Raw genomic sequence first — 24,663 nt, 5'->3', positions numbered from 1 at the left:
TTTATAGGGTTATTCGAGATTGGCAAACGTTGTGCATTACGCATGACCTGCGGCACATATGCCCCAGGGCCAGGTGCGTATACTCAAAGTATGGTACCCGCACGTATCGAAGGTATGGGGGTAGACCCAGGAAACGGCAACCTGATCGTGATGCTCAAGGCCGAGAACGACCTGCTCCTACCTGTGGTGATCGGGGCTCTGGAAACCCAGAACATCATGGTGCACCTCTCGGGTGAGAAACCGCCCCGCCCATTGGGCCCCGACCTGTTCTACAACACCCTCGAGCTCCTCGGGGTAAAGGTACTGAGGCTCGAGATTGTCGAACTGAAAGACGGCACCTTTTACGGGAGGCTGGTGCTGGAACAGCGCGGCCTGGAATACGAGATAGACTGCCGCCCCTCCGATGGCATCGCCCTGGCCATCCGGGCTGGAGCGCCCATCCTGATTGCTGAAGAGGTCCTCGAGCAGGCCGGGATAAAAGAGTCGCAGCTGACCCGTCAGGGAGAACCCCCCAAGGCATGAGGCTGCTGCTGGGTCATAGACCAGGTAGAGCTCAGGAAGCCGTAGCAAGTTCCATCGCTCCTGCCTGCCCCCACCTCAGGCATCCGAGCGCAGGTGCACGTGTACGTGAAAAACCTCCTGCCCGCCCTTCTCCCCCACGTGAATACGGATGAAGTAGCCCTCGAGGCCCATCTGCTTGGCGATCCGGTTGGCCGTGAGCATCAGCCTGCCCAGCTTGAGGGCGCCCTCCTCGGTGTCGGGGTAGTCGGCCAGGGTGGGGATGTACTCTTTGGGGCAGACCAGGATGTGCACCTTCGAACGCGGATTGATATCCTTGAAAGCGATGAATTCTTCGTCCTCGTAGACGATGCTGGCTGGCAGTTCCCGGCGGATGATTTTGCCAAAAACGGTAGGGTTCTCCATGGGGCATAATCTACCGCAGTGGCCGAGGTACAGGCCACATCAAAGCGCCACCACCCAGCCCCTGGGAAGCCCCTGCCCATGGCCGGTGCGGTTACAGTATTTTCTCGCCACCCCGTTTAGGCTTGGGCCATGCCAACTCCTAGCCTGCATATAAGCCCCCGGCTTTTCGGGAAACACCAGGAGGTTTCAGATGGGTAGCAGTCTGCCAGCCAGAGCTCTTTGGACCGGCGTTTTTCTGATTCTGGTTTCCACCCTGGCCGTCATGAGCACCAGCCTCACCCCTACCGCCCTGATTCCGGGGGCGTTGGGCCTGGCCATTGCCCTGTTGGGCATCTGGGCCGATAAGTCCCCCAATCAAAAACTTGCCATGAATATTGCCCTGGGTCTGGCAGTGCTGGGCATCCTGGGTTCGCTGCAGGGCATTCCCGGCTTCATTACCATCCTGGGCGGCGGCACGGTAGAACGCCCCATCGCAGTTATGGCCCAGTTTGCCACCTTATTCATCTGCTTGGGGTTTGTGGTGCGCTTTTGGGTAGAGCGCCGGCGCAAGATCTAAAGCACCGGTAGCAGCAGACGGGCAGGCTCTTCCTTAATGGCTTCCAGCCTGCCCTGCAGGGTATAACCCGCAATGGCCTCTACCCTGACCCAGACGGTCTGGCCCACCCGTACCGGCCCGGTAAACTCGGCCTCGTAGTAGTCCGGGGTGTGGCCGTAGGCCCGGCCCCCGCGAAAGCTTTCCACCAGCACCTCGAGCCGGTGGCCCAGCTTGGGCTGCACCCGCGCTTCGGCCAGGCGGGCCGCGAGGGCCTGAAGCTCCCTATTGCGGCGCTTGCGCACCTCGATGGGCACCTGAGGTAGCGCGGCTGCACGGGTTTTGGGGCGGGGGGTGTAGGTGAACACATGAACGCGGCTGGGCCGTACTTCCTCCAGGAAGGCCAGGGTTTCCTGGTGTTCCTCCTCGGTCTCGGTGGGTAGACCGGCAATCACATCGGTGGTGAGGGCGAAGCCGGGGATAAGCAAAGAAGCCCGCTCTACCAGGGCACGGTAGTAGTTTTTATCGTAGCGACGGCCCATCAGGGCCAGCAAGCGGGCCGACCCCGTTTGCAGGCTAAGGTGCAGGTGGGGGCGCACCTGGGGCGCAAAGCGGCCCATCACCTGGAGCAGCTCTTCCCCGGTGTCCTCGGGCTCGATGGAAGACAGGCGCACCTTAGCGCCCATCAGGGCCAGCTCTTCTATCAGCCCGGCAATCCCGCGGGGATGGCCCTTGTAGGAGCCCAGACGAACGCCGGTAAGCACAATTTCCTGAACCCCTGCTTGCAGCAAGGCCTCGGCTTCCCGCAGGGCCTCCTGGTGCCCCCGGTGGCGTTCGCGCCCACGCAGGCGGGGAATGATACAGTAGGCGCAGCCCACGTTACAGCCATCCTGCACCTTGAGGAAAGCCCGCACATAGTTGTTCAAAAGGCCCCGCTCGCCCGCTCCCCAGAACTCGTTGGGGGGTGTGGTGATGGGGTCGGCGGGAAGGCCGAAGTGTTGCAGGATGACGCCGGGAAGCTCGGCTTTGCGGCTGTTGGGCAGCACCGCATCGGCCCCCAGCTCGGCCAGTTGCTCGGGGGCCAGCTCGGCATAGCAGCCCGTAACCACGATAAAAGCCGCCGGGTTGGCCCGGCGGGCCCGACGCACCTCCTTGCGGGCGTCGGCCTCGGCGCTGGTGGTTACAGCACAGGTGTTGATAACCACCAGGTCGGCACCGCTTTCCAGGGGCACCACCACCGGGTGCAAAGGTTTGAGCAGGCCCACCAGGGCATCCGATTCCACCTGGTTAACCTTGCAGCCCAGGGTTTTTACTGCCAGCCGCACCCCTTCCATCAGGGGCATTGTGGGGCAGTGGGGGAGGTTCGGTCAAGGGTCGGTGAGGACGAGCGCGGCGAAGTCGTCATCAGACTCGTGTTCCTCCAGCACGCACAGTGGTTTTAAGCGCACCACCTGGGCCGGGGGGTCGTCGGGGCCAGACTCGCCCGTTACGGTGCTCCGGGCCACGCGCAACATCTGCTCCTCGAGCATCTGCAAAAGTTCGGGGGTGGCCTCGCGCAGCGTCACGGGAAGGTTCTTTAGTACATGAAATGCAACCGGGTACACGTCCTCGAGGTAGTGCAATGCCTCCAGCACTTCTGCACAGGAGACCAGGTCGTTACTCACTATGTTGCGCGGCCGCTCGGTGGGGGATTCCCGGGCTTCTAAAATGCTGGTCACGTACAGGTCGAAGCCTGTCTGGTGCCGGCGAATCCAGAGCTTGAGTAGTTCCCGCGCGGTGGGGGTTTGACCGACCAGCATTTGACCGGGCTCGAGCTGGTAAATAGCCTCGGCAAGCATCCGCATGGAATCACTGTAGGGCAAACCGCCTTCTTGCAAGGGGCCTTCTGAGCGTTACAAAAGCCTTGGGCGTTACGTACCCTCCTGTTAGCATGGGGCTGTGCTAACCCTGGAAGACATCCAATGCGCCGCCCGCCGCATTGCCCCTTACATTCACCAAACCCCGGTTTTTAGCAGCCGGGGGCTCAATGCGCTGCTGGGCAAGACCCTTTTCTTTAAGGCCGAACACCTGCAAAAAACCGGCAGTTTCAAGGCCCGGGGCGCCCTCAACGCGGCCCTTCAGTTGAAAAATCCCAGGGGCCTGATTGCGGTCTCGTCGGGCAATCACGCCCAGGGGGTGGCCTATGCGGCCCAGGTGATTGGGGTTCCCGCCCTGGTGGTGATGCCGGAGGAGGCCTCCCCCATCAAAAAAGCCGCCACCCGCGCCTATGGGGCCGAGGTCTTCGACCAGGGGGTAACGGTGGAGAACCGCGAGCAGGTGATGCGAAGGCTGGCCGAGCAGACCGGCTACGAGGTTATCCATCCCTTTGACGACCTGCGGGTCATGGCCGGGCAGGGTACGCAGGCCCTCGAGCTCTTAGAGCAGGTGCCTGAGCTGGAGGCTGTGCTGGTAGCGGTAGGGGGCGGGGGGCTGATTTCCGGCATTGCTACCGCAGTCAAAAGCCTGCGCCCGGAGTGCGAGGTGATTGGGGTGGAACCCGAGGGCGCCAACGATGCCCAGCAAAGCCTCCGGGCGGGCGTGCGGGTCAAGCTAACGCAGGCCCCCCAGACCGTGGCCGATGGGGTGCGCACGCTGGTGGTTGGGGAAAAAACCTTCCCGGTCATGCAGAGCCATGTAGACCGCATCCTTACCGTACCCGACGAGGTAACCCTGCAGGCCCAGCGCCTGATGATGCAGCGGCTCAAACAGGTGGTGGAGCCCACCGCCGGGCTGGCTTTAGGGCCCCTGCTCATGCGCTACGACCTGCCCGAGCGTGTCGCAGTGGTCGTGTGTGGCGGTAACTGGATGCCCTGATCCCTAAATGCCAGGTTCAAAAAGTATTGACCGCTTGCCCTGCAAGGGACTTTTATCGCCAGCTTCTGGGCGTACCCTAGAGGCATGGAAACCACTGCCACACCGAGCGACCTCGAGATCGCCCGTCAGACCAGACTCAAACCCATCGAAGAAGTGGCCGCCAGTCTGGGCATCCCCTCCCAGGCGCTGTTCCACTATGGCCCCCACATGGCCAAAGTGCTGGGTGCGCCGCCCGCACCTAAGGGCAGGCTCATCCTGGTTACGGCCATGACCCCGACGCCGGCAGGCGAAGGCAAGACCACCGTGGCGATAGGCCTGACCCAGGCCCTGGGCAAGCTGGGGAAAAAGGTAGCGGTGGCCCTGCGGGAGCCTTCCCTGGGGCCGGTGTTTGGCATCAAGGGCGGGGCCACCGGCGGCGGGTATGCCCAGGTGCTGCCCATGGAGGAGATCAACCTGCACTTCACCGGCGATTTTCATGCCGTTACCAGCGCAGTCAACCTGCTTTCGGCCCTGGTAGACAACCACCTGCACCAGGGCAACGCACTGGGACTGGATGTGCGCCGCATCGAGGTCAAGCGCGCCCTGGATATGAACGATAGGGCTTTGCGGCAGGTCATTGTGGGGTTGGGTGGGCCCAGCCAGGGCATACCCCGCGAGGCCGGATTTGAGATCACGGTGGCCAGCGAGGTAATGGCCATCATGAGCCTGGCCACCAGCCTGGCCGACCTGCAAGAACGCCTGGGGCGCATCCGCATCGGTTACAACCTGGGGGGGCAGCCCGTGTTCGCCCGCGACCTGGGCGCCGAGGGGGCCATGACCGTACTGCTAAAGCAGGCCTTTTTCCCCAACCTGGTGCAGACCCTCGAGCACCAGCCCGCCTTTGTGCACATGGGGCCCTTTGGCAACATTGCCCACGGCACCAACTCGGTAGCGGCGACCCGCATGGCCCTGGGGTATGCCGACTATGTGGTAACCGAAGCCGGATTTGGCTCCGACCTGGGGGCCGAGAAATACATCAACCTGGTCTGCCGTCAGGCGGGTTTCGCACCACAGGCGGTGGTACTGGTGGCTACCATGCGAGCCCTGCGTTTCCACGGTGGACACGACGAGTACGCCCAGCCCAACCCGGAGGCTGTGCGCAGGGGGCTGGCCAACCTGGCCAAGCACCTGGAAAATGTGCGGCTCCTGGGCTACGAGCCGGTGCTGGCCTTCAACCGTTTTCCCAACGATACCCCACAAGAACTCCGCCTGGTACAAGAATTTGCAGCTCAGCAGGGCGTGCCAGTCTCCTTCAGCGAGGTACACGCCCGCGGGGGAGCTGGTGGGGTGGAGCTGGCCCAGATGGTCTTGAAGGCCCTGGAAAACCCCGGTCAGCCCAGGTTTACCTATGCGCTGGAGCAGCCCTTGGAAGAAAAGATTGCCCAGGTGGCCCTTCAGGTCTACGGCGCGGCCAGGGTCGAGTACACCCAGGAGGCCCGCAAAGCCCTCAAGCGGCTGGAAAAAGAAGGCCAGGGCGGCCTGCCGGTCATTATTGCCAAAGCCGCCAGCTCCCTGTCCGACAACCCCAGGCTGCGGGGCCGCCCGGAGGGCTTTAGCGTGACCGTAACCGACCTCAAGCCCAAGTGCGGGGCTGGCTTTGTGGTGGCCTATATGGGTGAGATTATGACCATGCCGGGCCTGCCCAAAGAACCCGCGGCCCTTCGCATTGGGCTGGACGAGACAGGACAGATTCGCGGCTTGTTTTAGCGCAGCAAGCGCTGCAAAATCCCCTGCACCAGCTGGCCGGTCTGGGCCATGAGCAGCGGGTCGGCCACGGTGTCGGTGGGGCGGTGGTAGTTGGGGTCCAGGCCCCGGAAGAAGAAGAGCACCGGCACCCCGGCCTGGGCAAAAGGCACGTGGTCGCTGCCACCCCCCGGTGCGCTACCACAGGCCACCTGCAGGGCGTTACAGTCGGCCAAGGCCCGCAGTTCCTGGCTGCCGCCTATTCCCAGGCTGACGTTCACATCCACCCCCACCATGTCCAAGTTGAGCATGGCCTTCAACCCCCGCACAAGCTCGAGGTTCTGTTCCACAAAGCGCCTCGAGCCCCACAGGCCATCCTCTTCCCCATCGAAAAACATGAACCAGATGCGCTCGGAGAGGGGGCTATTTGCCAGCTGGCGGGCCAGCTCGAGCACCGTCACGGTACCCGAGGCGTTGTCGTTGGCGCCCGGGCTGCCAGGCACCGAGTCGTAGTGGGCCCCCACGATGGCCAGGGGGTTCTGGCCCCGCTTGGCGATCACATTGCGGCCCTGCACCTCCTCGGTCACGATGCGCGCATCCAGTACGGCCCGACTTCCCGTCAGGCCAAAAAGCGCCTCCCCGTCGCTAGAGGAGATGGTCACGCCCGGGATGGGGCTGTTGCCCCCAAAGCTAAAACGGGTGCCGCTGGGTTCTTCGGTCACCAGGATAACGCCCAGGGCCCCCCGCTGGGCAGCCAATCGGGCCTTCTCCAGGCCTGGAATTCCACCCCGGCGCACCACCACAATGCTATTTTGCAGGTTCAGGTTGGCAAAGTCTGCGGCCAGGCCCGCACCCGGTACCACCACCAGCGGCCCTTCAACCCGCCGACCAGGGCTGCCCGCCACGCTGCTGACCGGAAAACTGACCCCTCCCACCTGAAGGCTCGAGCCCTGGTCGTGGGTGCGGCTGTAGGTGAAGGGAAAAAACTCCACAGTGTAGCCCACCTTGCGGAGTTCTGCGGCCAGGTACTCGCCCGCCGCCGCCACCGCCGGGGTGCCCGCTACCCGCGGCCCCTGCGCTAGCAAGGCCTGCAGGTCGGCCTGCATTCGCTCGAGGGAAAAGGCCTGGGCCAGCGCCAGTAGCGCAAAAGCCACCAGGCCTAAAGCCGCCCGCAAGAACACGTTTTTACCCATATCTCAATCTTGCCATCCAGCACATGAGTTGGGTGGGTAGCAGGGCGAAAACAGCATGCGAAGATGCCTAAGTGTCTCCATAAGCGAAATGCAAGATGCCGTACCGAAAGTTCGCTTTAGGAATTGCGCCAGGTATGCATTGGCTCATTCCGCTGGTTTTGCCAATCTGCCCTGGCGCAACTTAATCCTTGAATAGCTTGTCAAAGGCCTGCTGGTTGCTGTTCTTGCGCTTGAGGCGAAAGAGGTCGTTTTTTAGCTCGAGCGCCCCTTCTTTGAGCAGAAGCTCGAGGGTGCGCCGCAGCTCGTCTCTGGAAAGGCTTTCACCCTCTTCATCCAACCAACGCACAATATCCTTTTCGCTGGCAAACTGCAGTGTCTGGATGGCTTTGAGAACCCAGCCCCGGGTGTCCATACCTGAATATACCGTGAGCCACTGTGAATCCGTCATGAGAAGCGCGCCACAAACCCTGGTCATCTTCCATTAATCTGGGGCCTTGTCGCACAATAGGGTCGTGGATCCCTTCAGGGAATACCAGGACTACGTAATAGCGCACCGCCTGCGCGAGGCCCTGGACTTTTTTCCCGGCAGACTCTACTCGCTAAGCGAGTATGCGACCTTACGCCTGCGGCGCAGTGAGCTCGTGCGCAGGCTGTTAGGCCGCCAGGGCGATCCTGCGCTTTTATCGCGCATCGAGCAAATCACCGACGACCTCAACTATGGTTTCTGGTCGAACCCTGGCTTGCTCAAAGCCTTTCTAAAGCGTTTATCCCCGCAGCAGTGCCCGGTGCTTGGTAGCCCCGAAGCCTTCGAGACCCTTCTCTCGCACACCGAGCGGCTGCGGCTAAAGGAGCCGGGTTTGGCGGGCCGGTATTACCTGGGCTGGCTACGCTTGCCCAGCTTGCTGGACGACCCTGCGGTTTTTGGGCAGGCCATGCTCGAGCAAGAGCGCCTGGCCGAAGAACTAGGGTTGTTTTTGGACGAGTTTCACAAAGTTGCAGGTTCCGGATAAACAAATACCACCCCATAGCCGGCCTCGAGCTCAATTTCCACCCGTCCCAAAACCACATTGGAAAGGGTGCGGGTGCTGCCTAAGTGCACCTCGGCTTTTTGCAACGGCCAGCGGACACCACGGATACTCAGGCCGATAAAGCCACCCAGCGGCAACAAGCTGAGCCTGGAGTAGTGCGGTAGATCCAGCTGCAGCGTCCCCGGCACCAGGGGATGGGCCTCTTCGCTACCTGAAGTCAGCAGGGTGGCAATGCCCTGGCGGGCCAGCCGGATGCCCAGCAGCAGATGGGCCATGGTCTGGTCGGTCTGACCCCCCAGGGCCCCTACCAGAATCAGCTTATCGGCCCCCCGGGCCAGGGCCGCCTCGATGGCCAGTTCCCCATCGGTAAAGTCCTTGTTCACGGGATGTTCTTCACGTGGTATGTGGTGATAGGCTTGCTGGAGTTCCGGCGAGGCCGAGTCGAAGTCGCCCACCCACAACTCCGGCTGGAGCCCCAGAGATTGGGCATGAACCATACCGCCATCCGCCACAATCACCCGGCTCCCCCTCACCTGGGCCTTGAGCCGCGGGGTTACAACGATTGAACCGTTTAAGAGAATGGTAAACGGGTGCATGTGGGGTAAGGTTCAGCTATGGTTTCGAGCCGCCGGGCCTGCCAGGGGTTGTCCTGGCTGCGCTTGCCCATGCTCCGGCTCTTCTTCCAGCGCAACCACCTTCGACCAATCTACCTTTATCCGGGTAGTGTCGCCAGGGTAAAGCCCCTGCTCCGGGCCTTCCAGGTATAGCCTCTGGCCCCGCCAGGCCAGCTCGAGGGCCACCACAAAACCCTTGAAAATGCGCTCTCGCACAAGCGCTTCCTCTCCCTGGCCCAGCATTATAGCCTCTGGTGGCAGCAGGTGTGGCCGGGCTGGGAGGCCTAGCTGACGGCTCTGCTCCGCGGAGAACAAATTGCGGTGGCCCAGAAAACTAGCTACCCAGTAGTTCCTGGGCTGGCGAAAAAGCCTTTCGGGCGAGCCCATCTGCACAATAGAGCCCCCCCGCAGCAAGGCCACCTGCTCGGCCAACACAAACGCTTCGGACTGGTCGTGCGTGACCACAATGGTCGGTACCTCGATCTGCCGCAGGATGGCCCGCAGCTCCGACAACAGTTCCTGCCGCAGCTTCAAATCCAACGCCCCCAGCGGCTCGTCCAGCAGCAGCAAGCGGGGCTGGTTGGCCAGGGCTCGAGCCAGCGCAACCCGCTGACGTTCGCCACCCGAGAGCTGGTCGGGGCGCTTTTGGGCATGGGGCTCCAGGTGGGTCAACTCCAGCAAAAAAGCCACCCGCTCCCGGATTCTAGCCATATTCCAGCGGGCCTCCTGTAAGCCAAAAGCGATGTTTTCCCATACCGTCAGGTGTGGGAATAGGGCATAGTCCTGGAACACGAACCCCACCCGACGCGCTTCAGGCGCCAGCGGCGTGATCTCGGTCTCGTCCAGCCACACCTGACCCGCCTCTGGCATTTCCAGACCGGCAACCAGCCGCAAGAGCGTGCTTTTGCCGCTGCCCGAAGGCCCCAGCAAGGCCAGGGTTTGCCCTGGGCTGACCTCGAGTGAAAGCACGAGCCTGAAGCCCGGATAGCCTTTAGCGAGCCCGACCAAGCGCAGCATAGCCTTAGCCTACAGCAAGTGGACGATGGAGTATTTCATACCAGATTCGGTCGTCACCGAACGGTGACGAACTAACCCGACCGAAGGGATACGCTTTCTTCGCCGAGCGCAGCGAGGGGTGTGCTCTAGATTCAAAAAGATAGCCTCTTAGCGCTTTTTGTTTGAAGATTATCTTTTTGAATCCGGTATCACAAGCAGCGTTATGTGCCATTCATCGCTACATGGGCAACCAGACGCAAAATTTGGCTCCTCGGCCCTCCTGCGACTCTACCCAGATGCGCCCCTGGTGGGCCTCCACGATGGCCTTGGAAATGTAAAGCCCCAGACCCGTACCCACAATGCCCCTGGCGATGGCGCTTCTGGTGCGGCTGTAGCGCTGAAAAAGCTGGCCCTGCTCCTCCAGCGGGATGCCGGGGCCAGTATCTTCGACCTCAATTAACACCCCATCCTGCGGCCTGGCCCGCAACCAGATGGCACCCTGGCGTGGACAGAACTTAAAGGCATTGGAAAGCAGATTGCCTACCACCTGACCAATGCGCTCTGGGTCGGCCTCGATGATGGGCAGTGTGTCGAGCTCGAGGGTGAATTGAATCTGGCTGAGCTTGGCTACCCCGGCAAAGCTATGGGCAATCTGGGCCAGGGTAGCCTGCAGGTCTACCGGCTGCTTGCCAATGCTAAACCGGCCAGCTTCCAGGCGCGAGGTGTCCAGCAGGTTGTTGACCATATCCTTCAGCCGCAGGCTGCTGTGCTGAATGTTCTCCAAAAAACCCTCGAGCTCCGAAGGGCTATAGTTACCGCCAAGCAGCAGCTCGCTAAAACCCAGAATGGAAGCCAGCGGCGTCTTAAGTTCGTGTGAAACCGCCGCAATAAACTCCGACTTTAGCCGCTCGGCCTCGCGTTCATGCGTAACGTCCCGAAAAAGAATCAGAGCGGTGTCGCTTTCCATGGGGACAATCCGGGCCTCAAAGTCTCGCCCCTCCAGGTTAAGCTCTAGCTCCTCGGCCTGCTCACCTGCCAGCACCGCCCGAACTGCCCGTTGAAGCGCCTGGGCCACATCTTGAACAAAAAGCTCACCCAGGGTTGTCCCTAGGAAGCGATCCATAGGCAGATGGCTGGAACTCTTACCCGCCTTGTACTCGCGGATGTTGCCCTCCGAATCCACCAGCATCATATCGTCCGGAATAGCCTCCAATATGGTGCGAATACGCTGCTCACGCTGATATTCCTGTATGCTGTCTTGCATCTTTAAAATCTTACCCAGCAACCCTTGAAAGAATTACGAATGTCCTAATCCTTCTGGTCTATCCTGACTTACATGAGCCTGATCGCCGCTTTTCTGGCCGGCATTCTATCTTTTTTGTCCCCCTGCGTATTACCGCTGGTGCCCACCTATTTGCTTTATTTGAGCGGAGAGCGGGGGCGGCCCCTTTTCAACGCCTTCTTCTTTGTGGGTGGGTTCTCGCTGGTGTTCTTGTTGTTGGGGCTGCCCTTCACCATCCTGGGAGGGCTGCTGTCCGAGCATCGGCAGTTGCTGGGGCAGGTGGGCGGGGTAGTTTTGGCGCTGTTTGGGTTGTACATGTTGGGCCTGAAGCCCAGGTGGGGGGTTAATTTGCGCTACCAGGGAGATACCAGCCGCCCCTGGGGGGCCTTTATGCTAGGCATGGTTCTGGGACTGGGCTGGACACCCTGTATTGGCCCGATTCTAGGGGGTATTCTAACCCTCACGGCCACAGGTGGCGGGGTCGGCTTTCTCCTGGCTTATATCCTGGGGCTGGCCGTCCCGTTTTTGCTGGTGGCCCTTTTTGCCGACCGCATCCGCCCCGCGCTGCGCAGGGCAGCCCGCTTTTCTCATGGGGCCGAAGTGGCGGCTGGGGTGGTTCTGGTTGCAGTGGGGATACTGATGCTTACCGGCTCTTTCACGCAGCTCAACAGCTTCTTCCTAAAAATTACCCCCGAGTGGCTGCTGAACCTGGAGAAGAGCCTGCTGGGCCAGTAATTTGCGCGTATTATGAGTTCTATGCTGATCGAGGCGGTATCGGTTTCCAAGCGCTACGGGCGGGACTGGGTGCTACGCAACCTGGATTTCCAACTGGCTAAACACGAAGCCCTAGCCCTGGTAGGGCCCAACGGTGTGGGTAAAACCACTTTGCTGCGGGTGCTGGCCGGGCTGGTGCGCCCCACCCAGGGCTCGGTTCGGCTTGGCGGCAGGGTGGGGTTTCTGGCCAATCCACCGGCTTTTCATCGGCACTTTACCGGAGCCGAAAACCTGCATTACGCCTTGCGACTCGATGGGCGAGCCGACAGCCGCAGCGAGATTCAGGCAGCCTTGGCCCAGGTTGGGCTTCCCTTCGATAAGCCCGTGTTGAGTTACAGCAGCGGCATGAAAAAGCGACTGGCCATGGCAAGGCTGCGCCTGCAAAACCCAGATATCTGGCTGCTGGACGAGCCCGAAGCAGCCCTGGATGCAGAAGGACGGGGCTTGCTAGAAAACCTGGTGAGCTACGCCCGGTCGTTCGGAGGGGTGGTAGTCGCTACCCACGACAAAAGCTGGCTTCCGTTGGTAGACCGGGTGGTCGAGCTCGAGCCCGCCTAGAGCGGTTCCCAGGAATGCCCTGTCCAGCGGTTTTTGCTAAGCCCCGTCTCCAGGGCCAGCTTGCCCGCAATACCCAGATTTTGCCCCCAAAATTACTTCAGGGCTTTCAAGTACCAGCTTAAGGTAGGGCCACTATCGCGCAGGTGCTCAAAGCCCAGCCGCTCCCAGAAGCGTTTGGCCTGCTGGTTGTTGCCATACACCACTGCGTATAACCGATCCATACGGCTTCGCAGCAGGGCCTCGAGCTGCTCCACTGCAGCTTTGCCCAGGCCCTGGCCCTGAAGTTTCTCTTCGATGAGCAACAGGCTGATGGTTGCCGAGTGCAGGTCGGGGTAGGCCACTTTGTAGTCCAGAAAACCCACGGCCCGGTCTTGGTGCAAAAGCAAAACCGCCTGACGCCGGGTGTCATGGCGAAGGGTATCGAGCTCACGTTGAATGTCGTTCAGGGAGGGCATGTCGCCCCCGATAAGCGAGATATAGGTGGGGCAATTCAGATACAAACTGTGCACGACTGTAGCTGAATCACTTGTAACAGGCAGGAAGTCGAGGCGCGTAGAAACTTTCATAGCTTCACTCAGATTGTAAGCAAAAGCGCCCAGCTGGGATGTAATTTTCAACCCACACTGGGCTGAACCCCACCCAGAACCTCCTGCTAGCGGCCTGTAGACCTAATGCCCAGCGCCTCCAGGGCCTTCTCGAAAGGGAGGTCGCGCCCGGTGTTGGCGAGCTGCTCGAGGGAACTCTCCACCACAAAATCCGGGGTGGCTCGAGCTGGGAAAGGTGTTCCATCAGCAAAAAAGGCCCGGTTGTAGGAGATGCTCAGGGCCCCTCCGTTAATCAGGTTGAAGGGGCGGGTGGTGGTATTGCCGATGCCCAGGGTGGGCACGCCTACCAGAGGTGCCACCCTGGCCTTCTGGAGGGCCGAGGCCAGGTACTCCCCGCCCGAGGCGGTATTTCCGTCTACCAACACCACCAGTGGGCCACGCCAGCGGGTCAGAAAAGGCAGGTTGGCGCTCTCAGCTTGACCATTGCGGGTAACAGTAAGCCGTCCATCGCGGACGCGGAACTCGTTGCGCTCGGTCTGGTAGCGATCCACCAGGGCCACATAAGCTTCATCCAGGAAAGCAGCCGCCGAAACGATCATCTCGGTGAGCAATCCGCCGCTATTACCCCGCAATTCCAGTATCATGGCCCGTGCGTTTTTCTGCTGGGCTTCGCGCACAAGCTCGTGCACCCGCCGCCCCACCTGACCCTGAGCGTCGAAGTCGGGGATTTTGAGCACCGCCACCCCGTCCGGCCTAATTTTGAGCGAGGGGAAGCGGGCCAGGTTGATCTCGCGGCCCGTAAGGGTGATCTCGAGGCGCTGGCGTTCAGGGCCCCGCAAAATACTGAGAACCACCGGACGCCCTGACTGCACCGATTGCGTCAAAAACTGCACGACCTGGTTGTCGTCGGGTAACTCGCTTAGGGGCCGACCGTTGATGGCAATGATGCGGTCACCATAGGCCAAACCAGCCTCGTCGGCAGGCCCTCCCTCTACCACATCCACAATCAGGCGGTCACGGGAGCCGGGTATGGGCAGGTGGGTTACGCCGATACGCAGCGTGCGGGAAGGTGCGTTGCCCTGGCGACTCTCACGGGTGCTGCGCAGGGCTTCGGGGCTCAGGTAATAGGTGTGGTTGTCGTTCAACTCCTCCACCATCTGCTGGATGATGGGCACCGCCTGGCTATAGGAGCAGGTGTCTTTTTGGGGTGCACAGGCGCGATCCAGCGCACTTTGGTAGCGGGCCGTAAGCTCCTTGAGGTTCAGGGCAGCGGGGCCGTAGTAATAGAATTCCACATAGAAGCTGGCCTGGTCGAATAAATCCTGGGCAGGAGAGGCCAGCGAAAGCGAGCCGAGCAGCAGGGCCAGGGTTGCAAACAGTTTGCGCATAGTATCCACCTACCGCAGCATTTCCAGGGCACGCTCCAGTATCCGGTCGCGCCCTGTAACGAGGGCCTCGAGGTCGTCTTCCATCACCACGTCGGGGCTGACTTTTAGGGGGAAGGGCGAGCCGTCCAGGTTGCGCATTCTGAGTGAGGAAACCGCAATAAACTCGCCGTTGATGAGGGGGCCTTCAGCGCTCCCGGACATCCCCAGGGCGCCGGCCGTAGGCTCGCCCACCACCCTGGCCCGGCCCGCGGCCTGCAGGAAATAGGCCAGCATCTCCGCGGAGTTGAAGGTGTTTCGGTTGACCAGCACCACCAGTGGTATACGGGCCAGGTAGGGCCGCTCGAGGGCGCTTTGTTCTTCCTTCTCCTCGCCTTCGGGCTGCACATAGAGCTTACCGTTTTCCACCGTGTGGGTCTCGTCCTGACCTTCAAAGCGGCGGTCGTAGATAAACCCACCCCTGCCGATAAAGGCCGCCGCACTCAGCAGGGCTTCCGAATCGTAGCCGGTAAGGGCGTCACGGAGATCGACTATCATCCCTCGAGCACCGGCTTGCTCCGCCTGGCGTGCGGCATCGTGAATGCGCTGGGCCGTGGAGTAGTTTTCGGAGCTGTACAGGTGATAGACGCGCAGATAGGCCGTGTTGTTGTTGATCTCGAGCCGGGGCTGCATGGTGGCCCCGGCGACCCGAGGGGTAAGGGTGACCGTGCGGGCCGTCCCCTGGCGGGTGTAGCTCAGGCTAAAGGCATTGCGGGCTGCCTCAGCCGCACTCAGGCGGGCCAGGGTTGCGGGCTGGCCTGCAACCTGGGTAATCAGGTCGCCCCGGCGCAGCCCTGCCTCATAAGCAGGCTCGCCAGGAAAGGCCTCGCTCACCACCAGCCCCCTGGGGGTCTCCCGCACCCAGACCCCCACCCAGGGGGCAGCCGGCCCCAGGCCCGCCCCATAGCGCTGGTCGTCAATGAGCTGGTCTCTGGTAAGCAGCATTGTAAAAGGGTCGGCAATGTCCTGCACAATGCGTTCGATAACCCGTCTGGCCTTATCGAAGCCGCAGCGATCCCCTTCGGTAGCGCAAAGCCGCTGGAGTTCTGGCTGATACTGCCGCCGGAGCTCCCTAAAGTGGGGGACTTTAGCCGGGCCGTTGTAATAGAAACCTATCAGAAAGGTGGCCTGGTCGAATAAATCCTGGGCAGGAGAGGCCAGCGCCGAACCGGCCATTCCGAGCACCGCCAAACCGCTCAACAACGCTTGACGCAGGGTCATACTTCAATATAAGCAAGAAAATGATAAGCAAATGGTAGGATGGTCTCCGAGTTTGGCTGAACAGTCACAGCCAAGGGGTCACCCAGCCGCCTACGTTTGCCCACATCCAGCAAAACGCGTACCTCACCAAAGAGGGCTTTCGCCACCTGGGAAGGCCCAGGCACGACAAGGCGCTCGAGGTTGCAAGGCGGGGGTGCTACACCCGCTTAAACAACAGGGTCGCGTTCATGCCCCCAAAAGCAAAGGAGTTCGAAAGGGCGTAGTCCACCTGCTTTTCTCGAGGGGTGTTGGGCACATAGTCGAGGTCGAGTTCGGGGTCAGGGTCGTCGAGGTTAATGGTGGGGGGCAGAATTCCGCTCGCCAGGGCCTGAACGCTTGCAATGGCCTCAATGGCCCCCGCCGCGCCCAGCAGGTGTCCAATCATGCTCTTGGTGGACGAGACCGCAAGCTTGTAGGCGTGCTCGCCAAAAACATTTTTGATGGCCAGGGTCTCGGCTTTATCCCCAACTGGCGTCGAGGTGCCGTGGGCGTTGATGTAACCCACCTGCTCAGGGCTGATTTTTGCGTCCTTGAGGGCGGCTTTCATAGCGAGAGCAGCCCCCTTACCTTCCGGATGAGGCTCGGTGATGTGGTGGGCATCGGCGCTGCGGCCAAAACCGACCAGCTCGGCGTATATTCTGGCCCCGCGGGCCCTGGCTCGCTCGTACTCTTCCAACACCAAGACCGCAGCCCCTTCCGAGAGCACAAAGCCGTCGCGGCTTTTGGTAAAGGGGCGGCTGGCTTTTTCAGGCTCATGGTTACGGGTCGAAAGGGCCCGCATCACCCCAAAGCTGCCAATGGCCATCTCGGTAACCACCGCCTCGGTGCCGCCGGTGAGCATTACATCGGCCTCGCCTAGCTGTACAACCCGAAACGCATTACCGATGGCGTCTGAGCCAGTGGCACAGGCCGTCACCACGGTAGACGAAGGCCCCATGAAGCCATATTTCATGGCCAGATGGGCCGAGGCCATGTTGGCAATCATCATGGGAATAAAGAAAGGCGAAAGGCGGGTACCGCCTTTTTCAAACAGCACCCTGCTCTGCTCCTGCCAGGTAATCATGCCCCCGATGCCCGTTCCGATAAGGGTACCGATGCGGGTGGGGTCTTCTTTTTCGGGCTCGAGGCCCGCATCCTGTAAGGCCAGATGTCCGGCGATCAGGGCTAGCTGGGTGAAGCGATCCAGACGGCGCAGCTCACGCCGGTCAATGTAGGCTTCAGGGTTGATGTCCACCTCCCCCGCAATCTGAACCGGGTAGCTCGAGGCATCAAACTGGGTAATCCTACGGATGCCAGATTTACCCTCGAGCTGGGCTTTATGGAAGGCTTCAGCCCCGATGCCATTGGGAGCAATCGGGCCGATTCCAGTAACAACGACGCGACGCATACAGGCCATTATAGACCACCGCCAAAATTGGTCTAAGTCCAACCTTTATCTCCTGGGAGCCCTACTTACGTTTGGCCACCTTTGGGCACAGCACCGCCTCGTTCAGAAAAGCAAAATCCCGCTCCGGCCAGACCATCGAGCGCTTTTCTGGGTTATCGTTGCTCGCGTATACTAAAAAACGGTGACTTATGGCTGGCCATAGCAAATGGGCTCAAATTAAGCGCAAAAAAGCCGCTAACGACCTCAAAAAGGGAAAGATTGTCAGCAAGTACCTGCGTCTGATTGCAGCCGCGGCCAGGGCTGGCGGTAGTGCAGACCCAGCCGCAAACGTCAACCTGCGCAACCTGATCGAAGCTGCCAGGGATGCAGACGTTCCCAACGACAACATCGAGCGCCTCTTGAAACGCCTGGCCGGCGGCGATGACGAAGGCAGCCACTACGAAGAGGTGGTCTACGAAGGTTATGCGCCGGGTGGGGTAGCCATCATCGTGCAAGCCCTTTCCGACAACCGCAACCGCACGGCCTCTGAGGTACGCCACGTATTCAACAAGCATGGGGGGAGTCTGGGGGCCACTGGCTCGGTCTCGTGGCAGTTTGACCGGCGGGGTTACATCTGGATTACACCCAACAGCGAGGCCGCCCAAGAAGCCGCCATCGAGGCCGGGGCGCTGGACTTCCAGGAGAGCGAAGAAGGCCTGGAAATCTACACCGACCCCCACGAAGTCTACGCCGTAGCCAACACCCTCAAGGCCAAAGGCTTTAAGCCCGAGGATACCGAAATCACCCTGGTGCCACAAAACACCATGCGCCTGAGCCAGGAGGAAGCCGAAAAAGTGCTCCGGATGGTAGAAGCATTAGAAGAGCTCGAGGACGTGCAAAACGTATACACTAACCTGAACCTCGACAACGTTAGTATTGGAGCTTAAACATGCCCCAACCCATAGTGGTGGTGGACTATGACCCTTCCTGGCCCAAAGTCTTTGAACGGCTTCGGGCTCTGATTTGGCCAGTTGTACAGGATTTTGCCCTGGGAATTGAGCACGTGGGCAGTACCTCGGTTCCGGGGTTGGCCGCCAAGCCCATCATAGATATGGACGTGATCGTTGCCTCTCCTGCACAGATTCCCCTAGCCATCGAGCGACTGGGAACTCTGGGCTATGTGCACCGGGGCAACCTGGGTATCGAGGGTCGGGAAGCCTTCCAACAACCGGCCCACTTGCCGGCGCATCACCTGTATGTTTGCCTGCAGGACAGCGTAAGCCTGCGCAACCACCTCGCCTTGCGGGACTATCTGCGGTCTCATCCAGAGGCGATGCAGGTTTATGGAGCCCTAAAGAAGCGTCTAGCCCAGGAACACGCCCACGACATCGAGGCCTATATCGAGGCTAAAAGCGATCTGATTCTGTCTATGCTGGCTCAAACTGGTTTCCAGACCGATCAGATAGCCACCATTCGAGAACAGAACCGGGCTAAACCCTAGCAGGGTTTACCGCATACTTCAAGACCCAATAGGATGTAAGCTCACAGCTCAACCGAAGGAAAACTGGCTAATCTTAACCAGGAGGCGCAAAGGGTTGGCTTTGCCTCGAGTGTCCCAGAATGGTATCCATAGTGGAACGGTTTAAAGAGGATGTGAAGGCTGTGTTGGATCGAGATCCGGCGGCCAGGGGAGCCCTCGAGGCTGTTCTTTTCAGCCCTGGGATGCATGCTTTGTGGATGCACCGGCTCAACCACTGGCTCTGGCAGGCCAATTTCAAGCTACTGGCGCGCATTCTCGCCCACTTCACACGTATGCTGACGGGGGTAGAGATACACCCTGGGGCCCGCATTGGCCGCCGGGTGGTCATAGACCACGGGATGGGCATCGTGATTGGCGAAACCGCCGAGATAGGCGACGATGTGCTGATGTACCACGGCGTGACCCTGGGGGGTACGGGCTTCACCCGCGAGAAGCGCCACCCCACCATTGGCAACCGGGTGTTGCTGGGGGCGCATGCGGTGGTGCTGGGACCGATTGTGGTAGGAGACGATGCCAAGGTGGGCGCAGGGGCGGTGGTGACCAAGCCCGTACCCCCCGGCGCAACCGCCATTGGCAATCCCGCGCAGATTGTCGTGCGGGAGAGGCCGCTCGAGCCCGTGGAAGCCTAACTTGGTTACAAAATCAGCATGGCATCGCCCAGGCTATAGAAGCGGTACCGCTCCGCCACGGCGGTCTGGTAGGCCCGCTGCATCAGCCCATGCCCCATAAAGGCCGAGACCAGCATCAGCAGGGTGGATTTGGGCAGGTGAAAGTTGGTGATGAGGGCATCTACCACGTGGTACTGGAAGCCTGGACGAATAAAAAGCTGGGTTTCGCCCTGGCCTGCTTGAAGCTGGGTTCCATCCCAGGCGGTCTCGAGCGTCCGCACCACGGTAGTTCCCACCGCAATCACGCGCCGCCCCTCGGCCTTGGCGCGGTTTATGGCTGTAGCGGTTTCGGGCGAAACTTCGTATGGTTCCAGGTGCATCACATGCTGGTTGGGGTCGCCCTGTACGGGCTTGAAGGTGCCGGGGCCTACGTGCAGGGTGACGTAGTGAATCTCCACCCCCAGCCCTCCGATCTTGTTCATCAGTTCGGGGGTGAAGTGTAGCCCTGCGGTGGGCGCTGCCACCGAGCCGGGGGTTTTGGCGTACACGGTCTGGTAGCGGGCGGGGTCTACCGAGGCATGAATATAGGGCGGAAGAGGAGTTTTTCCGATGTTTTCCAGGTGTTCCCACACATTGCCGGAAAAACGCAGCAAGCGGGTTCCGTCTTCTTCAATCGCCTCTACGGTGGCGGTGAGCCCATCGGCAAAGGTCAGCCGGGAGCCCACCCTGGCCCGTTTGGCGGGCTTGAGCAGGGCCTCCCATAGCCCTTGGCTCGTGGGGACTTCCCGCACCAGCAGAACCTCGAGCCCCGTCCCGTGGGGGTTGGTGGCAAAGGTGCGGGCCGGAATGACCTTGCTCTCGTTGAGCACCAGCACGTCGCCCGCCCGAAGGTACTGGGGCAGGTCACGGAAGATGCGGTGCTCGATTTCACCCCTCTTGCGGTCAACCACCATCAGGCGCGACGCATCCCGGGGTTCGGCGCCGCTCTGGGCAATGAGTTCGGGTGGTAGGTGGTAGTCAAAGTCCTCGAGGTTCATAGATAAGGGCTAGCCGACTTCAGGTGGTTTGGATCTCGAGCTTTAGCCAGCCTGTCCGGCACCGGTGCCATCAGGCGGACGAGCATCTCCTGGAAACCTTTCACTCCGTTCGCGGTATCACCGTACGTTCCCGCTCTTTGCTCGGTACAAAGGCATTCTCGATCTCGGGTAGGTGAATAAAACGGTCTACCGCGTCAATCAGCTTCTGCGAGGTGGTCTCCTTGAAGGCAATGACCTCTACCCGGATGCCGCGCTCCATCAGCACCTCTACAATGTCCACAAAGTCGCCGTCGCCGCTGCCCAGCACCACCACATCCAGGGTGTGCATCAGCCGCACCATGTCGGCAGCAATGCCCATGTCCCAGTTGCCCTCGTAGATGGGTTTGCCTTCGTCGGTGGTTTCCTTGAGGGTCAGGTTCATCCGCCGCACCCGAAAGCCGATGGTAGAAAGCTTGTAGATGAAGGGCCAGGCCGAAGTGTCGTGCTCGCGCTCGACCACATAGGCCGTGGCCCGTACCAACTGGCGGTTGCCAATAGCAAAGCGCATCAGGCTTTCAAAGTTGACGTTCTGTCCGTAGTAGTCGCGGGCCGAATGATAGAGGTTTTGGGTATCCACAAACAGGCCTACGCGCTGCTGGGGGTTCCAACCAGGGATACGGCCAAAAGGGTCGTTCATAAAAGCTCCTTTTGAAAGTTGGGTTTAAAAACCTGGGCCAGTCGCCCGGTGAATTGTATCAAACCCACCGCGCAGGGTGTGTATACCCGGTTGGCCTGGCTCCTCAGCGCAAAGCGGCCAGTTCCCGGCGGGCCCGCTCGAGGTCATAGCGGTCGGCGGCGGTTTTAGGGGCGATGGCCAGGGCCGCCTCGTACTGCTTGCGGGCCTCCTCTTTCTTCCCCTGGGCGGCCAGCACCCCGGCCAGTTCTACTTTGTGGATGATGGCCTGGGGCTCGAGCTGGATAGCTTCGTTGAACAGCGGCATAATCTGGTTGCCGTTGGCCCCGTACAACCAGCCCACGTTTTTGGAAATGAGCGAGTGGTGCCACAGCGCCAGCGCCACTTTGGCCCCGGCATGGCGGGGGTTCAGGCGCAGGGTCTTGTCCAGGTTCTCCTTGATGCTGCTGGCCAGCCCTAGGCTTTCCAGAATGCCCCGGTACTGCGAGAGGCGACCCTGGGCTCGAGCCAGCTCAAAATAGGCCTCGGCGTTGTCGGCATCGGCTTGAATCGCACGGCGGGCGGCAGACTCGGCCCGGCCAAACCAGTCGGCTTTTTCGCTGTCCTTGGCCTGATAACCCGCAAAGTAGCTGGCGGCTTTGGCAGCCAGGACAAATCCTTCGGCGTTGCCCAATCGCAATCCTGCCTCGTAGGCTTCCTGAAACTTTCCGTCATCCAGCAATTTGTCCACCGATGCAACATTCTGGGACAAACCCATGGAAAGCAACAACACCAGCCCCAGTAGCATATTCCTCACAGATTCCTCCTTATAACGGCTCATGAATCACCACGATACCGCGATGGATTTTACCTGATGTGCATCTGTGGACAACAACTCCGAACGGGCATGTTACACTACCCCCATGTTAGCGTTACGAGCGATTCCTTTTGCCGTGGGAATCGCCTTATTTGCGTTCACGGCCAGTGCTCAACTTGGCGCCGAGGGCTATTATGCCCAGTGCAAGGCCCTCTACGACCAGGGCGTGCGCGATAGCGCCCGGGCCACCTGCCAACTGGCGCTGGTAGCCAACCCCAACCATCTGCCCAGCATCAAATTGCTTGGGCGCATTTACCTGGAGGAAAACAACCTTGGCGCAGCCCAGCCCTTCCTCCAGCAAATGAAGCAGCTCGAGCCACAAGATCCCGAGGTAGCCCTGTTAGAAGCTCGTTATTTGCTATCGCTGGGCCGACCTTCCGAAGCGCTACAGCGTCTGCCCAGTGGCTTGAACACCGAAGCGGTACTTTTACGGGCGCGGATTAACGAAGCGCTGGGCCGCTACGAGGAGGCCTATGCCACCTACCGGCGGATAACCGCCTCGGAAGAGGCCCGCCTGGGCGCAGCCCGCTTAGCAGAGCGGCTGGGACGGCCTCAGGAAGCCCTGGGTTTGCTGGGCAACAGCCCCAAAGAACAGCTCGCAAAAGCCCGTTTGATGTGGCTTTCGGGCGACACCCGCGCCGCAGCGGAGGCCCTCGAGGAGGTTTTGCCCCGCCTGGGACCCTTGGAGGGGGACTACACCCAAACCCTGGGCTTGCTGGCAATGGTCTACTACGGCCTGGGAGAGTTTGATAAAGGCTCTTTGGTTTTGCGCCAGCTCTCCTCGAGGATAAGCCTGCCCAGCAGCTTATTAAGCAAGGTCTGGCCCTGGTTGCTGGTGTTTTTGCTTTATCTGGCACTTTTGCTGTACGGCGAGAGCCGCATTGAGCCCATGCGTACTGTAGAGATGGGCAATGAGCGGCGCTTTGGGCCTGGCTCCCTCCACCTGTGGCTAATACTGGCCCTTGTTTTAGCAGGCCTGGCCAGTGTGGGAATCGGACAGGTGCTTTATCAGAACTTGCTGGCCGCATTTACCCCCTTCCAGGGTCAGGTTGTACGTCCGGTTTTTTATTTCTTGCTGGGGTCTTTTGCCTTGCTGATTGCCTATCAGATGGTAGGGCAGGAAGGCATGATGCGGGCACTGGGGCCAAGGTCGAGCTGGGTTGAAGGTACGTGGGCGGGTCTGGTCTTGCTGGCCTTGCTGGGCCTGTACTCCTACCTGGCCAAGCCCCTGGGCCTGAGCGGGCTCGGCACCGTGTACACCATCTTTTTTGGACTGGCTTTGCTCGAGGTGGTCATCCGGGGGGTGGGTTATCCGATTTTTAAGGAGCGCTACAAGGAGCTAAGCGCCTTTATGGTTTCGCTGCTGTTTGCTCTGGCAATCCCTGGGCCTACAGTTTTCCTGCTGGCGGCGAGTTTCTTTCTGGGGTGGCTGTATATGCGTACAAAGGGTGCTTTGGCTGGGGCTACAGCCTGGGTACTGGCTGGGTTGATTCTGGCGCTGGTAGCCAATATGCCTTTTGTACGAACCCTGCTGGTTGGCTGACCCTGCTGTACCCAAAGAATCGCTGTGCGAGCAAGCCTCTGTGCTGCACCTTCCCGCCAAGCGCAAAAAAGATTCCGGGGCAGGGTTCGCGTTGCTGATGGCAGCAACACCCATACCCTGAAGGCGCTCATGCGGGCTGTGCAGCAATCCCTTTTTGTATAGACTGCTTACAGATGCAGGAAATCTTCTTCCTTTCCGACTTTGGCCTAGCCGATCCCTACGCTGCGGTAGTCAAGGCAGTCATGCGGCAAATCGCACCAGGGGTGATGATTCACGACCTGGCCCACAACCTTCCTCCCGGCGACCTCAACCGCGCCAGCTACATTTTGTACGAATCGGTACCTTATCTGCCGCGGCAATCGGTGGTACTGGCAGTGGTAGACCCTGGGGTGGGCTCGAGCCGCCGGGCCGTGCTGGTAATTGGACAGCGGCTTTGCTATGTGGCCCCGGACAATGGCCTGCTCACCCTGGCCTATTTGCAAGACCCACCCCGTAAAGCGTACCTGCTCGAGAACCCTACCTACCACCTGCCCCGAAAATCGGCCACCTTCCACGGGCGCGATGTGTTTGGGCCCGTCGCCGCCCACCTGGCATCGGGGGTCGAACCCGCCCACTTTGGCCCCGAGCTGCCGGTTTCCCAGCTAGTACGCCTGCCCATTCACCTGAACTTTGGCACCCACGGCGAGATTCTGACCTTCGACCGCTTCGGCAATGCCATTACCACCCTGCTGGCTACTCCCGCCCAGATACGTGGCAAGACCGTACGTATCCGCTACCACCGCGTTCCGGTAGCCTCCCATTATGCCGAGGTTCCGGTGGGAAGCGCTTTGGCCTATGTGGGCAGCGCCGGACTGCTGGAGGTTGCCATACACCTGGGCAATGCCCACGAACAGCTTGGCCTGAAGCAGGGCGACCGGGTGGAGCTTTTGGGTTGACCTTTTGGCCTTCAGCCTGTAGATTGGAGAGCGGTTTGCCGAGCACAACCCCACCGAGGGGTTGATATTCCAAAAGGAAGTGACCCAAGATGGCCAAGCACCCCGTACCTAAGAAAAAAGTATCCAAGTCCCGTCGGGACATCCGCCGGGCTGCCGTTTCCACCCTTACGGCCCCCACCCTCACCAAGTGCGCCAACTGTGGGACCATGATCCCGCCCCACACCGTCTGCGATAGCTGCGGCTATTACGCCGGGAAGAAAATACTGGAAGTCAAGGCCTGAGCCTTGCTGCTCCTCACCCCAGACCGACAGGGCTTGTCGTCTGGGGTTGTTTTTTTGGCGGGGTTATATGAACCCCAAGGGCTGGCATCTGAACTTGGTTCAAGCTGCATTCGGACACA

General features: G+C 60.5%; 28 protein-coding genes. 13 read left to right on the top strand and 15 right to left on the bottom strand.

Annotation, left to right across the window (positions count from 1 at the left end):
• Window positions 1-90 precede the first annotated feature (90 nt).
• Window positions 91-522, top strand: a complete 432-nt coding sequence (locus Q355_RS0103155; protein WP_027876455.1) for a bifunctional nuclease family protein — start codon at window positions 91-93, stop codon at window positions 520-522.
• Between the two features lie 75 nt (window positions 523-597).
• Here the strand turns inward: Q355_RS0103155 and Q355_RS0103150 are convergent, their stop codons facing one another.
• The gene (locus Q355_RS0103150) at window positions 598-924 is read right to left on the bottom strand and encodes a histidine triad nucleotide-binding protein (RefSeq protein ID WP_027876454.1); all 327 of its coding nucleotides are present in this window, start codon (window positions 922-924) and stop codon (window positions 598-600) included.
• Window positions 925-1,114: 190 nt separating this feature from the next.
• On the opposite strand from Q355_RS0103150, the gene Q355_RS0103145 reads away from it, so the two are divergent.
• Window positions 1,115-1,480: a hypothetical protein gene (locus Q355_RS0103145; RefSeq protein WP_027876453.1), complete on the top strand. Its 366-nt coding sequence runs from the start codon at window positions 1,115-1,117 to the stop codon at window positions 1,478-1,480.
• On the opposite strand, the gene Q355_RS0103140 is transcribed toward Q355_RS0103145, so the two are convergent.
• Complete coding sequence (locus Q355_RS0103140) at window positions 1,477-2,781, bottom strand: MiaB/RimO family radical SAM methylthiotransferase (protein ID WP_027876452.1); 1,305 nt, start codon at window positions 2,779-2,781, stop codon at window positions 1,477-1,479. The two genes, Q355_RS0103145 and Q355_RS0103140, sit on opposite strands and share 4 nt — an antisense overlap.
• 42 nt (window positions 2,782-2,823) lie before the next feature.
• A complete protein-coding gene (locus Q355_RS0103135) occupies window positions 2,824-3,300 on the bottom strand; it encodes a hypothetical protein (protein ID WP_027876451.1) in 477 nt (158 codons plus the stop codon).
• A 94-nt stretch (window positions 3,301-3,394) separates the two neighbouring features.
• Between Q355_RS0103135 and Q355_RS0103130 the strand changes: the two genes are divergently transcribed.
• The gene (locus Q355_RS0103130) at window positions 3,395-4,309 is read left to right on the top strand and encodes a threonine/serine dehydratase family protein (RefSeq protein WP_027876450.1); all 915 of its coding nucleotides are present in this window, start codon (window positions 3,395-3,397) and stop codon (window positions 4,307-4,309) included.
• A gap of 84 nt (window positions 4,310-4,393) precedes the next feature.
• On the top strand, window positions 4,394-6,055 hold the full coding sequence (locus Q355_RS0103125; protein ID WP_051529281.1) for a formate--tetrahydrofolate ligase: 1,662 nt from the start codon (window positions 4,394-4,396) through the stop codon (window positions 6,053-6,055).
• Here the strand turns inward: Q355_RS0103125 and Q355_RS0103120 are convergent.
• Window positions 6,052-7,224: a M28 family metallopeptidase gene (locus Q355_RS0103120; protein ID WP_027876448.1), complete on the bottom strand. Its 1,173-nt coding sequence runs from the start codon at window positions 7,222-7,224 to the stop codon at window positions 6,052-6,054. The genes Q355_RS0103125 and Q355_RS0103120 overlap by 4 nt on opposite strands.
• 181 nt (window positions 7,225-7,405) lie before the next feature.
• Window positions 7,406-7,672 (bottom strand): hypothetical protein, encoded by a 267-nt coding sequence (locus Q355_RS0103115; RefSeq protein WP_342665514.1) that lies wholly within the window; start codon window positions 7,670-7,672, stop codon window positions 7,406-7,408.
• A 64-nt stretch (window positions 7,673-7,736) separates the two neighbouring features.
• Between Q355_RS0103115 and Q355_RS0103110 the strand changes: the two genes are divergently transcribed.
• Window positions 7,737-8,234, top strand: coding sequence for a hypothetical protein (locus Q355_RS0103110; protein ID WP_027876446.1), 498 nt, complete (start codon window positions 7,737-7,739; stop codon window positions 8,232-8,234).
• On the opposite strand, the gene Q355_RS0103105 is transcribed toward Q355_RS0103110, so the two are convergent.
• The 3 genes from Q355_RS0103105 to Q355_RS0103095 all read right to left on the bottom strand — a co-directional run bounded on the left by Q355_RS0103105 (window position 8,210) and on the right by Q355_RS0103095 (window position 11,126).
• Complete coding sequence (locus Q355_RS0103105) at window positions 8,210-8,848, bottom strand: thiamine diphosphokinase (RefSeq protein WP_027876445.1); 639 nt, start codon at window positions 8,846-8,848, stop codon at window positions 8,210-8,212. The two genes, Q355_RS0103110 and Q355_RS0103105, sit on opposite strands and share 25 nt — an antisense overlap.
• Before the next feature lie 12 nt (window positions 8,849-8,860).
• Window positions 8,861-9,883, bottom strand: a complete 1,023-nt coding sequence (locus Q355_RS0103100; RefSeq protein ID WP_027876444.1) for an ABC transporter ATP-binding protein — start codon at window positions 9,881-9,883, stop codon at window positions 8,861-8,863.
• Window positions 9,884-10,100: 217 nt separating this feature from the next.
• Window positions 10,101-11,126, bottom strand: a complete 1,026-nt coding sequence (locus tag Q355_RS0103095; RefSeq protein ID WP_027876443.1) for a sensor histidine kinase — start codon at window positions 11,124-11,126, stop codon at window positions 10,101-10,103.
• Window positions 11,127-11,198: 72 nt separating this feature from the next.
• Between Q355_RS0103095 and Q355_RS0103090 the strand changes: the two genes are divergently transcribed.
• Both Q355_RS0103090 and Q355_RS0103085 read left to right on the top strand, forming a co-directional pair.
• Complete coding sequence (locus tag Q355_RS0103090) at window positions 11,199-11,879, top strand: cytochrome c biogenesis CcdA family protein (protein WP_027876442.1); 681 nt, start codon at window positions 11,199-11,201, stop codon at window positions 11,877-11,879.
• Between the two features lie 21 nt (window positions 11,880-11,900).
• On the top strand, window positions 11,901-12,476 hold the full coding sequence (locus Q355_RS0103085; protein ID WP_027876441.1) for an ABC transporter ATP-binding protein: 576 nt from the start codon (window positions 11,901-11,903) through the stop codon (window positions 12,474-12,476).
• Between the two features lie 92 nt (window positions 12,477-12,568).
• Here the strand turns inward: Q355_RS0103085 and Q355_RS0103080 are convergent, their stop codons facing one another.
• The 4 genes from Q355_RS0103080 to fabF form a co-directional block, all read right to left on the bottom strand.
• Complete coding sequence (locus Q355_RS0103080; RefSeq protein ID WP_027876440.1) at window positions 12,569-13,042, bottom strand: GNAT family N-acetyltransferase; 474 nt, start codon at window positions 13,040-13,042, stop codon at window positions 12,569-12,571.
• Between the two features lie 86 nt (window positions 13,043-13,128).
• Window positions 13,129-14,409 (bottom strand): S41 family peptidase, encoded by a 1,281-nt coding sequence (locus Q355_RS0103075; RefSeq protein ID WP_027876439.1) that lies wholly within the window; start codon window positions 14,407-14,409, stop codon window positions 13,129-13,131.
• 9 nt (window positions 14,410-14,418) lie between these two features.
• Entirely contained in the window at window positions 14,419-15,666 is a 1,248-nt protein-coding gene (locus Q355_RS0103070) for a S41 family peptidase (RefSeq protein WP_211247149.1), read from the bottom strand.
• 196 nt (window positions 15,667-15,862) lie between these two features.
• Window positions 15,863-17,092: a beta-ketoacyl-ACP synthase II gene (gene fabF / locus Q355_RS0103060; RefSeq protein WP_027876437.1), complete on the bottom strand. Its 1,230-nt coding sequence runs from the start codon at window positions 17,090-17,092 to the stop codon at window positions 15,863-15,865.
• A gap of 188 nt (window positions 17,093-17,280) precedes the next feature.
• On the opposite strand from fabF, the gene Q355_RS0103055 reads away from it, so the two are divergent.
• The 3 genes from Q355_RS0103055 to cysE all read left to right on the top strand — a co-directional run bounded on the left by Q355_RS0103055 (window position 17,281) and on the right by cysE (window position 19,240).
• Window positions 17,281-18,018: a YebC/PmpR family DNA-binding transcriptional regulator gene (locus Q355_RS0103055; RefSeq protein ID WP_027876436.1), complete on the top strand. Its 738-nt coding sequence runs from the start codon at window positions 17,281-17,283 to the stop codon at window positions 18,016-18,018.
• 2 nt (window positions 18,019-18,020) lie between these two features.
• Window positions 18,021-18,572: a GrpB family protein gene (locus tag Q355_RS0103050; protein WP_027876435.1), complete on the top strand. Its 552-nt coding sequence runs from the start codon at window positions 18,021-18,023 to the stop codon at window positions 18,570-18,572.
• Between the two features lie 131 nt (window positions 18,573-18,703).
• A complete protein-coding gene (cysE, locus tag Q355_RS15300) occupies window positions 18,704-19,240 on the top strand; it encodes a serine O-acetyltransferase (RefSeq protein ID WP_245597469.1) in 537 nt (178 codons plus the stop codon).
• Between the two features lie 5 nt (window positions 19,241-19,245).
• On the opposite strand, the gene queA is transcribed toward cysE, so the two are convergent.
• The 3 genes from queA to Q355_RS0103030 all read right to left on the bottom strand — a co-directional run bounded on the left by queA (window position 19,246) and on the right by Q355_RS0103030 (window position 21,716).
• A complete protein-coding gene (queA, locus tag Q355_RS0103040; protein WP_027876434.1) occupies window positions 19,246-20,256 on the bottom strand; it encodes a tRNA preQ1(34) S-adenosylmethionine ribosyltransferase-isomerase QueA in 1,011 nt (336 codons plus the stop codon).
• A 100-nt stretch (window positions 20,257-20,356) separates the two neighbouring features.
• The gene (locus Q355_RS0103035) at window positions 20,357-20,932 is read right to left on the bottom strand and encodes a LabA-like NYN domain-containing protein (RefSeq protein ID WP_027876433.1); all 576 of its coding nucleotides are present in this window, start codon (window positions 20,930-20,932) and stop codon (window positions 20,357-20,359) included.
• Window positions 20,933-21,035: 103 nt separating this feature from the next.
• On the bottom strand, window positions 21,036-21,716 hold the full coding sequence (locus Q355_RS0103030) for a hypothetical protein (RefSeq protein WP_245597475.1): 681 nt from the start codon (window positions 21,714-21,716) through the stop codon (window positions 21,036-21,038).
• Window positions 21,717-21,831: 115 nt separating this feature from the next.
• Here Q355_RS0103030 and Q355_RS0103025 point away from each other — a divergent pair, with 115 nt between their 5' ends.
• The 3 genes from Q355_RS0103025 to rpmF all read left to right on the top strand — a co-directional run bounded on the left by Q355_RS0103025 (window position 21,832) and on the right by rpmF (window position 24,544).
• Window positions 21,832-23,328, top strand: a complete 1,497-nt coding sequence (locus Q355_RS0103025; protein WP_027876431.1) for a tetratricopeptide repeat protein — start codon at window positions 21,832-21,834, stop codon at window positions 23,326-23,328.
• A 173-nt stretch (window positions 23,329-23,501) separates the two neighbouring features.
• Window positions 23,502-24,263, top strand: a complete 762-nt coding sequence (locus Q355_RS0103020; RefSeq protein WP_027876430.1) for an SAM hydrolase/SAM-dependent halogenase family protein — start codon at window positions 23,502-23,504, stop codon at window positions 24,261-24,263.
• Between the two features lie 89 nt (window positions 24,264-24,352).
• Window positions 24,353-24,544, top strand: a complete 192-nt coding sequence (rpmF, locus tag Q355_RS16350; RefSeq protein WP_084496032.1) for a 50S ribosomal protein L32 — start codon at window positions 24,353-24,355, stop codon at window positions 24,542-24,544.
• Window positions 24,545-24,663: the final 119 nt, after the last annotated feature.

Source organism: Meiothermus cerbereus DSM 11376 (assembly GCF_000620065.1).
In the GTDB taxonomy this organism is placed as follows: domain Bacteria; phylum Deinococcota; class Deinococci; order Deinococcales; family Thermaceae; genus Meiothermus; species Meiothermus cerbereus.
Note: the sequence above shows the minus strand (reverse complement) of the source record. Positions and strands in the feature narration are given on the sequence as shown.

What these genes read in the sequence shown, in the direction of transcription:
- Q355_RS0103120 (WP_027876448.1), bottom strand. Translation starts at nt 7,224, where the DNA reads ATGGGTAAAAACGTGTTCTTGCGGGCGGCTTTAGGCCTGGTGGCTTTT.
- rpmF (WP_084496032.1), top strand. Translation starts at nt 24,353, where the DNA reads ATGGCCAAGCACCCCGTACCTAAGAAAAAAGTATCCAAGTCCCGTCGG.
- Q355_RS0103150 (WP_027876454.1), bottom strand. Translation starts at nt 924, where the DNA reads ATGGAGAACCCTACCGTTTTTGGCAAAATCATCCGCCGGGAACTGCCA.
- Q355_RS0103080 (WP_027876440.1), bottom strand. Translation starts at nt 13,042, where the DNA reads ATGAAAGTTTCTACGCGCCTCGACTTCCTGCCTGTTACAAGTGATTCA.
- queA (WP_027876434.1), bottom strand. Translation starts at nt 20,256, where the DNA reads ATGAACCTCGAGGACTTTGACTACCACCTACCACCCGAACTCATTGCC.
- Q355_RS0103100 (WP_027876444.1), bottom strand. Translation starts at nt 9,883, where the DNA reads ATGCTGCGCTTGGTCGGGCTCGCTAAAGGCTATCCGGGCTTCAGGCTC.
- Q355_RS0103035 (WP_027876433.1), bottom strand. Translation starts at nt 20,932, where the DNA reads ATGAACGACCCTTTTGGCCGTATCCCTGGTTGGAACCCCCAGCAGCGC.
- Q355_RS0103125 (WP_051529281.1), top strand. Translation starts at nt 4,394, where the DNA reads ATGGAAACCACTGCCACACCGAGCGACCTCGAGATCGCCCGTCAGACC.
- Q355_RS0103135 (WP_027876451.1), bottom strand. Translation starts at nt 3,300, where the DNA reads ATGCGGATGCTTGCCGAGGCTATTTACCAGCTCGAGCCCGGTCAAATG.
- Q355_RS0103075 (WP_027876439.1), bottom strand. Translation starts at nt 14,409, where the DNA reads ATGCGCAAACTGTTTGCAACCCTGGCCCTGCTGCTCGGCTCGCTTTCG.
- Q355_RS0103145 (WP_027876453.1), top strand. Translation starts at nt 1,115, where the DNA reads ATGGGTAGCAGTCTGCCAGCCAGAGCTCTTTGGACCGGCGTTTTTCTG.
- fabF (WP_027876437.1), bottom strand. Translation starts at nt 17,092, where the DNA reads ATGCGTCGCGTCGTTGTTACTGGAATCGGCCCGATTGCTCCCAATGGC.
- Q355_RS0103095 (WP_027876443.1), bottom strand. Translation starts at nt 11,126, where the DNA reads ATGCAAGACAGCATACAGGAATATCAGCGTGAGCAGCGTATTCGCACC.
- Q355_RS0103020 (WP_027876430.1), top strand. Translation starts at nt 23,502, where the DNA reads ATGCAGGAAATCTTCTTCCTTTCCGACTTTGGCCTAGCCGATCCCTAC.
- Q355_RS0103155 (WP_027876455.1), top strand. Translation starts at nt 91, where the DNA reads ATGGTACCCGCACGTATCGAAGGTATGGGGGTAGACCCAGGAAACGGC.
- Q355_RS0103070 (WP_211247149.1), bottom strand. Translation starts at nt 15,666, where the DNA reads ATGACCCTGCGTCAAGCGTTGTTGAGCGGTTTGGCGGTGCTCGGAATG.
- Q355_RS0103090 (WP_027876442.1), top strand. Translation starts at nt 11,199, where the DNA reads ATGAGCCTGATCGCCGCTTTTCTGGCCGGCATTCTATCTTTTTTGTCC.
- Q355_RS0103050 (WP_027876435.1), top strand. Translation starts at nt 18,021, where the DNA reads ATGCCCCAACCCATAGTGGTGGTGGACTATGACCCTTCCTGGCCCAAA.
- Q355_RS0103055 (WP_027876436.1), top strand. Translation starts at nt 17,281, where the DNA reads ATGGCTGGCCATAGCAAATGGGCTCAAATTAAGCGCAAAAAAGCCGCT.
- Q355_RS0103025 (WP_027876431.1), top strand. Translation starts at nt 21,832, where the DNA reads ATGTTAGCGTTACGAGCGATTCCTTTTGCCGTGGGAATCGCCTTATTT.
- Q355_RS0103115 (WP_342665514.1), bottom strand. Translation starts at nt 7,672, where the DNA reads ATGACGGATTCACAGTGGCTCACGGTATATTCAGGTATGGACACCCGG.
- Q355_RS0103105 (WP_027876445.1), bottom strand. Translation starts at nt 8,848, where the DNA reads ATGCACCCGTTTACCATTCTCTTAAACGGTTCAATCGTTGTAACCCCG.
- Q355_RS0103030 (WP_245597475.1), bottom strand. Translation starts at nt 21,716, where the DNA reads ATGCTACTGGGGCTGGTGTTGTTGCTTTCCATGGGTTTGTCCCAGAAT.
- Q355_RS0103085 (WP_027876441.1), top strand. Translation starts at nt 11,901, where the DNA reads ATGCTGATCGAGGCGGTATCGGTTTCCAAGCGCTACGGGCGGGACTGG.